The organism is Thiohalocapsa marina, assembly GCF_008632335.1.
GTDB lineage: Bacteria > Pseudomonadota > Gammaproteobacteria > Chromatiales > Chromatiaceae > Thiohalocapsa > Thiohalocapsa marina.
The window spans coordinates 42,284-53,604 of the sequence record NZ_VWXX01000026.1 but is presented as its reverse complement, the minus strand read 5'-3'; the positions used below and the strand labels follow the sequence as shown (position 1 = coordinate 53,604).

The following is an 11,321-nucleotide window of genomic DNA, read 5'->3' as shown; positions in this document are numbered from 1 at the left end:
GCCCGGTCAGCGTGTCGTGTGCAGGGTGAACAAGCGCAGTGTGTAGGGTGGACAAGCGCAGCGCCGTCCACCAGTGGCCTGTGGCGGATGCGCTTCGCTTATCCGCCCTACCGTGCATCCGTGTAGGTTATTTCTGAATCGTGCCTTAGGGGCAAAACCAAAAAAACCGAGCCAGGGCCCGGTCAGCGTGTCGTGTGCAGGGTGAACAAGCGCAGTGTGTAGGGTGGATTAAGCGAAGCGTATCCACCGGGCTTAGACGTGTAGAGTGGATCAAGCGAAGCGTATCCACCGGACACAGGTCCTTGCCGATTGGTGGAAACGCTGCGCTTATTCCACCCTACCACTTCACTCCATCTTATCCAAACCGCTACTCCTGCTCATCCTGCAAAATATTCATTGCTCCATGCAGAACCGCAATCACATCGATCTGATCTGGCTTGATGTGATAGATAACCCTATACGAACCAGAAAAGACCTCTCTGATCTGTTCTACTTCATATTCTGGCACTCTGCGTCCAGACAGCGGAAACTCAGCGATTTGCGAAGACCGCCTTGTAATTCGATCTACCACGCGCAAAGCATAGGTTTGAGAGTTTTGCGCGATATGCGCATAAATCGCATCCAAATGCGCTTCGGCCGTGCTTGTCCAGTGGACTCTCACTCGGGCAATCCGTATTTCTTTCTAATTTCGGCGACATCTTTTGTTCTGCCTGCATGACTATCATCCAGACCTTGTTGAATCGCCTCGTGCACATAGATTTCTTGCATCAAGTCATCCCAGGTTGCATTGCAGGGAAGCTGATCAATCAATTTATGCGCATCGGCCTTGCTGACTATGCTAGACATGATAAACCTCAAGATGGATGACAGAACCAAACCCAGCTTACATTATTCCGGCTGCGATAACTCAATGCTCACCCGGCTCACCTCCAGGATCTCCTCCAGCGGGATCGGCCATAGACGCCTTCAAGTAGCCCCAAGAACCCGATGTTATCCAGCGCGATCAGAGGGCTCGTGTTGCAGATCGTGTCAGGCACGTTCGATATCCTGGGCCAAGTCCTCCGCCGGATAATTGAACAGCGCTACCTCCTGACTGCCAAGCAGCTCAACAAACCCGCGTTTTGAGAGTCCCGCCAACTGCGCAGCCTGGCCTGCCGACAGACGGCCTTGCTCGTATAACCGAGCAGCCAGGGTCAGGGCGAGCTCAGAGGGTGTCAGGTCGATATCATCGGGAAGTTGTAACGCCGCGTTCATCGAGGCCTCCTCAATCATCCTCACGAATCCAGGGAGCAATCAGGCGCCCTAGTTCGAGCTACCCGCCTCCACAGGCCCTCGACGGCATCTCAGACCACGAGGGCGACTTGCGCAAGACGCGAATCTCGGATCCCGTCAACAGCCCATCGGCATGACGGCGCGCATCGACCACGCGCGCGTGATTCCGGCGGATTTGATCCTCGAAGACGGGGTCCGCACCACAGTCACGGCAGATGTAACACTCCAATCCATGCACAACAAGCTCAGCCCCATGGTGCTGGAAGGTATCGGAATAGGTATCCGGCGTCAGCGCACCCTGCTCACACATCGGGCACAAGAGATTTTCGGTACTCATAGGCGTTTCCGGGCGAAGGCGATGTGGACCAGGCTTCCAGACATGCCCTAGCTGCTTTTTGCTCCGCATGTTCGGCCTCGATCTCCCTCGCGAGCGCCCGCATCGCGGGAGTCGGCTTTGTCGACACAATGAAAAGCGGGTAGCTCAGCTGCCGCTGTGCTTCGCTACCTTCCGAACAAACTGCGGCAGCTTCGACAGGTTCTTCCAGGCCAGCGCCGCCACGCCGCCAACGCCGTTCGAGCGCAGCGCCTGATAATCCTCCCACGACTTGCGCAGCACCTTGCCGAGCGAGCGGTTGCTGATGCCGCCCAGGCGCATGCGCACCAGCACCTCGGGCAGATACACCACCCGCCCCTGCCGTTGCATCAGCATGCGCAGCATCAGGTCATAGTCCGCGGCGATGCGATAGCGGGTCTCGAAGACGCCGAACTGCTCATACAGCGAGCGACGCAGAAACAGCGTCGGATGCGGCGGCATCCAGCCCCAGCGCAGCCGTTGCGGTCGATAGTCACCGGCGCGCCAATAGCGGATCACGCGGGCGGTATCCTCCCGCGACACATACACCAGGTCGCCATAGACCGCGTCAACCGCCGGATCGGCAAAGGCGGCGGCCACCCGCGCCAGCACCTCGCGGTCGGCATAGACATCATCGGCATGCAACAGCCCCACCACCTCCCCGGTGGCCTGGGCGATGCCCTTGTTCAGCCCAAAGTAGGTGCCGCCATCCGGTTCGCTGACCAGCACGGCCAGCTGATCGCGCCGACTCTCCAACACCGCCAAGGTGCCATCCGTGCTGCCGCCATCGATGACGATGTGCTCCCGATTGGCATACGACTGGCCTGCCACCGAGTCCAGACAGTCGGCAATCGTCGCCGCGCACTGATAGGTGGTCGTCACCACGGAAATCTTCATGGCAGGATCCATTCCTCGGGGTCAAAACCAAAAAAACCGAGCCAAGGCCCGGTCAGTGTGTCGTGTGTCGGGTGGACAAGCGCAGTGCCACCTGCGGCCGCGGCCGGTACAGCCGAAACCACAGCCGACCGTAGAACTGCACCGGGCGCAGATGGCGCAGCGTGTGCCAGTAGCGCTGCCACGTCGAACGCAGGGCCATCCTGAAACGGCTCAAGCGACGATTCGAAACTCAGTCGCCTTTGCGATCGGGCGCACATGGTTCTTTTCGCGCTTCAAATCGACGATGCCGTAGCGGGACATCGTCTTGAGCGTACGCGAAACATTTCCCGGCTTGCGGTGCGTCATCGCGGCCAGCGCCGCAATCGACTCTGGCTTCTGCTCGTTGATCACCCGCAACAGGGCACGATTGTCATCGCTCAGCACCTCGGCCAACGAGCGTATCGACGTGAACCAGATCTTTGGCTCACCAGGCTTTGGCTTTCGCTCGCCGCGGGCGATCTCGAGCATGCGCTCGCGAATCTTTTCCTGCGGCAGGATTCCGATCACGATCGGCTTCATTTTCGTTTCATCTCCTGCAGCACTCGATCCACATCTGCAAAAAAATCCGTCAGAAGCTGGGCGGCATTACTGAATTCATAGGGCACTCCCTGATCTGAGACGTGCCGATGCCGATGGTCAAATGGCAAGACCTGCCCAGCGACAATTTTCACCCAGAACCCACCCCCTTGATCCAGAATAGCCCCATCAAGGTCCAGTAATGTCTCGATTCCGGGGTCAGTCATAGTATCATCTGCTGATAGGGTTTGCCATCGCACACCCCCTGGGCGATGCCCTTGTTCAGCCCGAAGTAGGTGCCGCCATCCGGCTCGCTGACCAGCACGGCCAGCTGATCACGCCGGCTCTCCAACACCGCCAAGGTGCCATCCGTGCTGCCGCCATCGATGACGATATGCTCCCGATTGGCATACGACTGGCCTGCCACCGAGTCCAGACAATCGGCAATCGTCGCCGCACACTGATAGGTGGTCGTCACCACGGCAATCTTCATGGCAGGATCCATTTCTCAGGGTCAAAAAAAACCGAGCCAAGGCCCGGTCAGTGTGTCGTGTGCAGGGTGAACAAGCGCAGTGTGTCGGATGGACAAGCGCAGCGCCGTCCACCAGCGGCAGCTAGTCCCTCTCGCGCAGTAGCTGATCAAAATAGTCAATCGTCGGCCGCAGCCCCTCGCGCAGCGCCACCTTGGGCGCCCAGCCCAGCCGCTCGCGCGCCAGTGCGATGTCCGGCTGGCGCTGGCGCGGGTCATCCTGCGGCAGCGGCTCATGCACCAGTTCCGAACGCGAGCCGGTCAGCGCCTTCACCGCCTCGGCAAGCTCGATCATGGTGAACTCGCCGGGATTGCCCAGGTTCACCGGGCCGGTCAGATCATCGGGGCTGTCCATCAGCCGCACGAAGCCTTCGATCAGGTCATCCACATAGCAGAAGGAGCGCGTCTGGGTGCCATCGCCGTAGAGCGTGATGGGCGCATTGCGCAGCGCCTGGACGATGAAGTTCGACACCACCCGTCCGTCGTTGGGGTGCATGCGCGGGCCATAGGTGTTGAAGATGCGCGCCACCTTGATGCGCAGGTCGTGCTGGCGGCGGTAATCGAAGAACAGCGTCTCGGCGCAGCGCTTGCCCTCGTCGTAGCAGGAGCGCGGGCCGATGGGGTTGACATTGCCCCAGTAGTGCTCCGGCTGCGGGTGGATTGCCGGGTCGCCATAGACCTCGCTGGTGGAGGCCTGGAAGATCTTCGCCTTCACGCGCTTGGCCAGCCCGAGCATGTTGATGGCCCCATGCACGCTGGTCTTGGTGGTCTGCACCGGATCGAACTGGTAATGGATGGGCGAGGCCGGACAGGCCAGGTTGAAGATCTCGTCCACCTCCACGTAGAGCGGGAAGGTGACGTCATGGCGCATCAGCTCGAAGTAGGGGTTGTCGAGCAGATGCGCGATGTTGTCCTTGGTGCCGGTGAAGAAGTTGTCCAGGCACAGCACGTCGTGGCCGTCGGCGAGCAGGCGCTCGCACAGGTGTGAGCCGAGGAAGCCGGCACCGCCGGTGACCAGGATGCGTTTGCGCAGGGCGTAATTCATGGTTTCTCCATCATTGACGACGCCAGGCCGTCGCCGTTTCTTGCAAAGTGCTCGCAGCGCCCAGGGCAGTGCACAGCCTCACCGCCCCGCATGCCACCCCCAAGCCGTCTCGACAATGCGCGACAAGCTCGAATACCTCGGCTGCCAGTCCAATCGCTGCATGGCCCGCCTGGGATCGGCCACCAGCACAGGCGGATCACCCACCCGGCGTGCTGCCTCGCGCACGGGCACAGGGCGACCACTGACCACCTCGACCGCCTCCACCACCTCGCGCACCGAATACCCCTGCCCAGTCCCAAGGTTGAGCGCACCGCTCGCGCCCCCGGCCAACAGATCCTCCAACGCCTTCACATGCGCAACGGCCAGATCCGTCACATGGATGTAATCCCGCACCGCCGTTCCGTCCGGCGTGTCGTAATCGGTGCCAAAGATCGCCAGGGCCGGCTCACCGCGCTGCGCCGCCTGGATCGCCAGGGGAATCAGATGCGTCTCCGGCGCATGCTCCTCGCCGATCTCGCCATCCGGGTCGGCGCCGGCCGCATTGAAGTAGCGCAGGCTCAGGGAACGCAGTCCGTGCGCCACCTCGAAATCCGCCAGTATGCGCTCGATCATCCACTTGGACGCGCCATAGGGGTTGATCGGCGCCTGTGGCGTCGCTTCATCGATCGGCATCACTGCCGGAACCCCATAGGTCGCGCAGGTGCTGGAAAAGATGCAATGCCGCACCTGGTGATCGCGCAGCGCCTCCAGCAGCGTCAGCGTGCCGGCGACGTTGTTGCGGTAATACTTGCCGGGGTCCTGCACCGACTCGCCCACATAGGCATAGGCCGCAAAGTGCATCACCGCCACGGGCCGATAACGGGCGATCAGCGCATCCAGCCAGGCGCGATCGGCAATGTCGCCCTGCTCCAGCGGCCCCCACTTCACCGCCCACGGATGGCCGTAGACCAGGTTGTCGCAGGCAACCGGCTGATATCCCGCCTGCGCCAAGGCCTTGCAGGCGTGGCTGCCGATGTAACCGGCACCGCCGGTGACCAGGACCGATTTTGTTGGACTGCTTGTCATGCTTGCCGCGGCCCGGTGGCCGAGCCGGGACCTTGGCCAACCTGCAACTCGCGCGTCTTAAGCACGATCAGATACTCGTAGATCGCCAGCAGGCGGCAATAGGTGAATCCAGCACGGCCGTCCAGGAAGCCACGCCGCAAGACATACATGTAGAAGAACCGCAGCGAAGGCCTGAACGGCAGCCGCAACGACAGGGCCTTCAGCGCCCGACGACGGCGGGTACGATCCCGCGACCAGAACCCGCGCCAATCAAGCCCGTGGCCAGCCGACAGGGCTGCAACCGTCTCGCGCGCCTCATCGGTGGCATAGCGGTTGTGTTTGTCGAACCACTCTGTCAGGCCCTTGGAAAACGAGTAATGCAGATAAGGCTCGGTCAGCGTACCCACCCGTTCGGCCGGCAGATCCTCGCGCTGGCCGTGGCCGACCTGCTTGAACCGCAGCCGGTCCCGATGCCCAAGCCGAACCTGATAGGTCGGATACATCCCGGAATAGCGCAACCACTGACCAAAAAACACCGTCTTGGAAGGAATCCGAAAGGCATCGAAACAGCCCTCGGCGATCACTTGCCCGATCTCCGCGTACAACTCGGGCGTCACGATCTCGTCCGCATCCAGATGCAGGATCCACTCGTGCTTGAATTCGATCTGCTCAAGGGCATGGTTACGCTGGCCAGCGAAATGATCGAACCTCCGCTGATAGACCCTCGCCCCAGCCGCCTCCGCGATCGCCAGTGTGCTGTCCGAACTGAAAGAGTCCAGCACCACGATGTCATCGCACCAGTCGACTGCAGCAAGGCAAGCAGGCAGATTGGCCTCTTCGTTGAGGGTCAGCAACAAGATGGAAAAGTTCATTAGGATGACTTGTAGGCCACTGCGATCATCGCTGTCGCCAATGCCGGCACGCGCCCCACCTGCTCGAAGCAGATTGCCACAAACCCGGCCTCATGCAGCAGCTGACACAGGGTGCGCTTGGAATGTGTAACGGGTACATGTTGGCCTGCGCTTCAAACTCTATCGTATGCATCATCAAACACCGCAGGCACGTATTCCCTCTAACTCTGCTCCCAAGGCATTCTCAGCAATTTCCAAGTCATACGCAGATTGCAGATTCATCCAAAACTGCGGCGTGGTGCTGAAAAAGCGCCCCAGCCGTAGCGCGGTATCCGCTGTCATGGCGCGCCTGCCCTTCAGGATGTCGCTGACCCGCGCCTGGGGAATACCGGCGGCCTGGGCCAGTCGGGGAGCAGTGATGCCAGCGCCGTCCAGGTAATCTTGCAGGACGTCGCCCGGGGTTACGGCAGATAGCCTGTCCCCGGTGGCAATGTCAGAAAAATCCATCGTTTTCAAATCTTCAGTACGAATACCCATGATGACACTTCAATGGTAGTCAACCAATTCAACATCGAATGCGTCACCGTCGACCCAGAGAAAACAGATCCGCCACTGCTGGTTGACCCTGAAACTCCACTGGCCTTGACGGTCACCGCCTAACTTTTCCAACCTGTTTGATGGCGGTAGCCGTAGATCTTCAATCCGCACTGCGTCACCGGGGCCATGGATTTGACGGCGTCTCAATGCGTCTCCCACGCATGCAATGGCAGCATCAGCGTCATGGGGTCGGCTGGTGATGGGACAAAACCGTAATGCGTGTAGAACCTGACAGCCTGCTCGTTAAGTGCATGCACCATGAGAGCACGCACGCCGATATCCTCTGCCACGGACAAGGCCCGTTGTACAGCATCCTGCAGCAAGGCGCCTCCGACTTGCCGTCCCTGTAGGCGTTGGTCAACGGCGAGTCGGGCGAGCACCAGAACCGGCACCGGATCCGGCATGTTTCGCCGTCTCTTCCCTGGCGAGTCCTGATGCGACACTGCGCCGGCGGCAAGGGCGTAATAGGCCATGACATGCCCGGTGTCACTCGTCACCACAAAGGTCCGGCTGGCTCCGGATGCCTGGTTGGGCAGCGCCCGGCGTTGTAGCCAGTCATCGAGTGACGATTCACCGCAGGAGAAATCCTCCAGTTGGTGCTCGACCAACAACGGCTGGGGCGGCAAAAGGCCATGCATGGGTCATCGAGAATTGGCAGCCCAAGGCGCCTTGATGGCCATCAGGCGTTCCAGCCCCGGATTGGCTGCGGGCGGGGCGTCGAGCAACGCGAGGAAGTGCTCAAATTTGTCCGCATCCAGACGGAAAAACACTTGGTCGAGCAGCACTGATTGGGCGCGCTCGCAGGCGGCTTCCAGCATAAAGTCCGAGCGGTTTTTACCCAACACTGAAGCAGCCTGATCAATGAGATCTCGCTGCTCGGGAAGGGCTCTGAGGTTGATCGCGGCATCACGCATGACGACAGCCTGTATATCTGATAGATATACCGAGTATCGGCGCGTCTTTGGCTGCTGTCAATCCGGGTGCGCTCGGGAAGAACGCCGCTGAGTGTCGGTAACTCCAGGCCGGAATGACGGAAAGGTTGCTCTCCCTGCAGCGGGCCGAGGCGGCAGCCCCAGCCGGCCGCACGCTGACGCCGCGGGCGAAGGCGTTCGCAGCACAGTCTCGATCACACGGGGCGAGACAGTCAGCTAGAGTGATGTTCAGGGTTTCTGAGCAATCGCAACCATCGACTTTGCCAACGCCGGCACCCGCCCGACGCGCACGAAGCGGATATCCACAAATCCGGCCTCGCGCAGCAGTTCACCCAGGGTGCGCATCGACCAGAACTTGATATGCCCGTGATCCCACAGCGCGGTGAAGTGCGCGTCCATCTTGCCCGTCAGCGCCAGGGCGAGGTTCTTCCAGTAGCCGTGATACGGCGTGGAAATGATCACCACCCCCCCCCGACCCAATAAGTCAAATACTTTTTTCGCATAGTCTCGCGGCGCATAGACATGCTCCACCACCTCGAGACTCAGCACCACGGGAAAGCGCCCGTAGCGTCCCACGAGATCATCATAGGCAGAGCCGTTGTCCAGTTTCAGCTCCGGAAAGGCCGCCTTGGCCTGCGCAATGCCCTCCACAGAGGGATCCACCCCCGTCACCTCCCATCCGCGCTGGCTGAGCACCTGCGCCACGCTGCCATTGCCGCAACCCAGCTCGAACAGGCGCTGCTCGCCCGCTGGAAGCGCCAGGGCATCCAGCGCCTTGAAGACCGTCGGCAGCAGGTAGGCGTGATGATGCCCGGCCTGGGCATCGGCATAGCGATAGCCGGCGCTATGCGCCAAGTTGCGTGGCATGATCCAGCACCTCCGCCGTCCACTGATCCAGGGGCTTGCCGGCCCTGGTGGCGGCTAGAATCACCTTGCGGTGTTGTTCAGGCGACAGCCGGATGGTCAAACGGCCACTGAAAGGCGGATCTGGCGCCTCGCCCCGCTCGGCGCAAAACGCCAGGTAATCGTCCACCGAGGCCTCGAACGCGCGGTGCAATTCATCGACCGTCGCGCCCTGAAAGGTCACCACATCCCGGATATTGACCACCTCGCCGTGGAACAGATTCGCCTCGTCATCGAACTCGACGCGAGACAGATACCCCTTGTATTGCATCATGGCTGGACACCTGCTTCGAGCAAGAAACGGCGCATCGACATCACTGCGCCTTTATCGGTTTCCTTTTGCGGATGAGGGCGATGAAACACCGCCCTCACGCCGTTGAGCGCGATGCGAACCCTTGAGCCCCGCCCCTCGGACACCTCAGCACCGCAGGCTACAAGCAGTTTTTCAACATCGGCCCAAGGTAGGTTCGCCGGGACCGGAGACTCAAACAGCGCCTGCAAGGTTTTCTGGTGCTTGGCGTTCATTGCCGTAGGATCACTATGCGCCAGTGATCTTCGTCAGAATATACCGCCCCAGACACAACGCATCCATATTCGTCCGCGCAAAGCAGTCATAGGCCTGCTCCGGCGTATCCACCACCGGTTCGTTCTCGTTGAAGCTGGTGTTCAGCACCATGCCCACGCCGGTGCGTTGCTGGAACGCGCTGATCAGCGCGTGGTAACGCGGGTTGCTGGCCTGATCCACCGTCTGCAGCCGCCCGGTGCCGTCGACATGGGTCACCGCCGGCAGGCGCTCGCGCCATTCCGGGCGAATCTTCACCACATGCTGCATGAAGGGGCTGTCGATCTCCTGCTCGAAGTAGGTGCTCACCGCCTCCTTCAGCACGCTGGGCGCGAAGGGCCGGAACGACTCGCGCCGCTTGATCTTGGCGTTGATGGTGCCCTTCATCGTCGGGATCGCCGGGTTGGCCAAGATGGAGCGGTTGCCCAGCGCGCGCGGTCCCCACTCGCTGCGGCCCTGGTACCAGCCGGTCACCAGGCCATCGGCGATCAGGCCGGCGGCGGTCTCCACCAGATCCTGCTCATCGGCGCAGACCTTGACCAGATAACCACTCGCCTCGGCCACCTGGCGCATGCGCGCATCGGCATACTCCGGCCCCCAGAAGGCATGCTGCATGTGGAAGCGCTCGCTGCGACCCAGCACGTTGTGCCACACCCAGTAGGCCGCGCCCAGGCAGGTGCCGTCGTCCGAGGCCGCCGCCTGCAGGTAATGCTGGGTGAACGGCGTCTCGCGATGGATGCGCGCATTGGCCACGCCGTTCAGTGCGCAGCCGCCGGCCATGGCCAGTTGCGCGCTCGGCACCCGGCCTTGCAGCCGGGTCAGGCAATGCACCGCGGCCTCCTCGAAGCGCACCTGGGTGGAGCGGGCGATGTCCTTCTCGCGCTGGGTCAGCGGATCGGCGCGCTTGCGCGGCGCGCCCAGCGCGTCGATCAGCCGATCGGTATAGAACCGCCCCATGACGATGCGCTGGTCATCGTCCACCGCGCCGCTCTCGCCACCCTCGTGCATACCGAAGAACTCGGTATTCAGCCGGTACCAGTGCCTGTCATCAAAGGTGACCAACTGCCGCATCACCTCGCCGTACTGGTCCTCGCCATAGGGTGCGAGGCCCATCACCTTGTACTCTTCGCCAAAGTCATCGAACCCGATGAACTGGCACAGCGCGGTGTAGAAGAAGCCCAGGCTGTGCGGCAGGGTGACCTTGTCCAGCACCTCGATGCGCGGGCCCTCGCAGCGCGCCGCCATCATGCTGGCGAAATCACCCGACGCGTCGTAGGAGAAGCCGGCGGTCAGCGACTCGAAGGGCGACAGGTAGTAAGCGCTGGCGATGTGCGCCAGATGATGCTCGACGCCGATGATCTCGAAGGACACCTGCGCCGGGTCCTCGCCGCAGACAGCGGCCAGTTGCTCCAGCGTGCTCTGGGTGCGGCGGTTGCGCCCCAGGTGCTCCACCACCGCACCGGCCGCCTTCAGCGGGTGCTGTGCCACATAGGCCATCTTCGCCGCCCGGTTGGCCGAAGGATCGCGTGCCAGCGCGACATGGGTCACATCGCGCAGTCGCAGGCCCGCGTCCGCCAGCAGGCGACGAATGGCGTTCTCCGGAAAGGCCGGGCTGTGCTTGCGCCGCTCGCCCAGGCGCTCTTCCGCCACGGCACCGACCAGCTGGCCATCGACCAGCAGGCAGGCGGCGGAGTCGGCGTGGAAGGCATTAAAGCCCAAAATCACCGTCATTGTTTACTCCTTACCCCATGAGAGGGCGATATTGCACTCCTGCTCATCCTT

The 11,321-nt window shown here is 61.6% G+C and carries 20 protein-coding genes; all 20 read right to left on the bottom strand.

The genetic code is table 11. The features are described 5' to 3' along the window. Window positions 1-367: 367 nt before the first annotated feature. On the bottom strand, window positions 368-661 hold the full coding sequence (locus F2Q65_RS14280) for a type II toxin-antitoxin system RelE/ParE family toxin (protein ID WP_150094082.1): 294 nt from the start codon (window positions 659-661) through the stop codon (window positions 368-370). After that, window positions 658-846, bottom strand: a complete 189-nt coding sequence (locus F2Q65_RS14275) for a hypothetical protein (protein WP_150094081.1) — start codon at window positions 844-846, stop codon at window positions 658-660. The genes F2Q65_RS14280 and F2Q65_RS14275 overlap by 4 nt, the downstream gene beginning before the upstream one ends. Before the next feature lie 183 nt (window positions 847-1,029). After that, window positions 1,030-1,272, bottom strand: a complete 243-nt coding sequence (locus F2Q65_RS14270; RefSeq protein WP_211354046.1) for a UPF0175 family protein — start codon at window positions 1,270-1,272, stop codon at window positions 1,030-1,032. Window positions 1,273-1,312: 40 nt separating this feature from the next. After that, window positions 1,313-1,582, bottom strand: coding sequence for a hypothetical protein (locus F2Q65_RS14265; RefSeq protein ID WP_246156236.1), 270 nt, complete (start codon window positions 1,580-1,582; stop codon window positions 1,313-1,315). A gap of 171 nt (window positions 1,583-1,753) precedes the next feature. Further along, window positions 1,754-2,521 carry a glycosyltransferase family 2 protein gene (locus F2Q65_RS14260; protein WP_150094079.1) on the bottom strand — a complete coding sequence of 256 codons (768 nt, stop codon included), beginning with the start codon at window positions 2,519-2,521 and terminating at the stop codon, window positions 1,754-1,756. 52 nt (window positions 2,522-2,573) lie between these two features. After that, window positions 2,574-2,720 carry a hypothetical protein gene (locus F2Q65_RS19520; RefSeq protein WP_170265742.1) on the bottom strand — a complete coding sequence of 49 codons (147 nt, stop codon included), beginning with the start codon at window positions 2,718-2,720 and terminating at the stop codon, window positions 2,574-2,576. Between the two features lie 11 nt (window positions 2,721-2,731). Continuing rightward, window positions 2,732-3,079, bottom strand: coding sequence for an HVO_A0114 family putative DNA-binding protein (locus tag F2Q65_RS14255; RefSeq protein WP_150094078.1), 348 nt, complete (start codon window positions 3,077-3,079; stop codon window positions 2,732-2,734). Further along, the gene (locus tag F2Q65_RS14250) at window positions 3,076-3,303 is read right to left on the bottom strand and encodes a hypothetical protein (RefSeq protein ID WP_150094077.1); all 228 of its coding nucleotides are present in this window, start codon (window positions 3,301-3,303) and stop codon (window positions 3,076-3,078) included. Before F2Q65_RS14250 ends, F2Q65_RS14255 begins: the two co-directional genes overlap by 4 nt. Beyond that, on the bottom strand, window positions 3,300-3,569 hold the full coding sequence (locus F2Q65_RS14245; RefSeq protein ID WP_150094076.1) for a glycosyltransferase: 270 nt from the start codon (window positions 3,567-3,569) through the stop codon (window positions 3,300-3,302). Before F2Q65_RS14245 ends, F2Q65_RS14250 begins: the two co-directional genes overlap by 4 nt. A 121-nt stretch (window positions 3,570-3,690) precedes the next feature. Continuing rightward, window positions 3,691-4,650 (bottom strand): UDP-glucuronic acid decarboxylase family protein, encoded by a 960-nt coding sequence (locus F2Q65_RS14240; protein ID WP_150094075.1) that lies wholly within the window; start codon window positions 4,648-4,650, stop codon window positions 3,691-3,693. A gap of 78 nt (window positions 4,651-4,728) precedes the next feature. Next, window positions 4,729-5,715: a UDP-glucose 4-epimerase GalE gene (gene galE, locus F2Q65_RS14235; RefSeq protein WP_150094074.1), complete on the bottom strand. Its 987-nt coding sequence runs from the start codon at window positions 5,713-5,715 to the stop codon at window positions 4,729-4,731. Continuing rightward, entirely contained in the window at window positions 5,712-6,551 is an 840-nt protein-coding gene (locus tag F2Q65_RS14230; protein WP_170265740.1) for a glycosyltransferase family 2 protein, read from the bottom strand. The genes galE and F2Q65_RS14230 overlap by 4 nt, the downstream gene beginning before the upstream one ends. A 189-nt stretch (window positions 6,552-6,740) precedes the next feature. Beyond that, window positions 6,741-7,082, bottom strand: a complete 342-nt coding sequence (locus F2Q65_RS14225) for a HigA family addiction module antitoxin (protein WP_150094072.1) — start codon at window positions 7,080-7,082, stop codon at window positions 6,741-6,743. A 9-nt stretch (window positions 7,083-7,091) separates the two neighbouring features. Further along, window positions 7,092-7,253 carry a type II toxin-antitoxin system RelE/ParE family toxin gene (locus F2Q65_RS14220; protein ID WP_425473418.1) on the bottom strand — a complete coding sequence of 54 codons (162 nt, stop codon included), beginning with the start codon at window positions 7,251-7,253 and terminating at the stop codon, window positions 7,092-7,094. 32 nt (window positions 7,254-7,285) lie between these two features. After that, entirely contained in the window at window positions 7,286-7,750 is a 465-nt protein-coding gene (locus tag F2Q65_RS14215) for a GNAT family N-acetyltransferase (RefSeq protein WP_246156235.1), read from the bottom strand. A 33-nt stretch (window positions 7,751-7,783) separates the two neighbouring features. Further along, window positions 7,784-8,056 carry a type II toxin-antitoxin system TacA family antitoxin gene (locus F2Q65_RS14210; RefSeq protein ID WP_150094070.1) on the bottom strand — a complete coding sequence of 91 codons (273 nt, stop codon included), beginning with the start codon at window positions 8,054-8,056 and terminating at the stop codon, window positions 7,784-7,786. Window positions 8,057-8,302: 246 nt separating this feature from the next. Further along, the gene (locus F2Q65_RS14205) at window positions 8,303-8,929 is read right to left on the bottom strand and encodes a class I SAM-dependent methyltransferase (protein ID WP_246156234.1); all 627 of its coding nucleotides are present in this window, start codon (window positions 8,927-8,929) and stop codon (window positions 8,303-8,305) included. After that, the gene (locus tag F2Q65_RS14200) at window positions 8,919-9,251 is read right to left on the bottom strand and encodes a type II toxin-antitoxin system HicB family antitoxin (protein WP_150094068.1); all 333 of its coding nucleotides are present in this window, start codon (window positions 9,249-9,251) and stop codon (window positions 8,919-8,921) included. The genes F2Q65_RS14205 and F2Q65_RS14200 overlap by 11 nt, the downstream gene beginning before the upstream one ends. Beyond that, window positions 9,248-9,502, bottom strand: coding sequence for a type II toxin-antitoxin system HicA family toxin (locus F2Q65_RS14195; protein WP_150094067.1), 255 nt, complete (start codon window positions 9,500-9,502; stop codon window positions 9,248-9,250). Before F2Q65_RS14195 ends, F2Q65_RS14200 begins: the two co-directional genes overlap by 4 nt. 13 nt (window positions 9,503-9,515) lie before the next feature. Next, complete coding sequence (locus F2Q65_RS14190) at window positions 9,516-11,270, bottom strand: carbamoyltransferase family protein (RefSeq protein WP_150094066.1); 1,755 nt, start codon at window positions 11,268-11,270, stop codon at window positions 9,516-9,518. Between the last annotated feature and the right edge of the window lie 51 nt (window positions 11,271-11,321).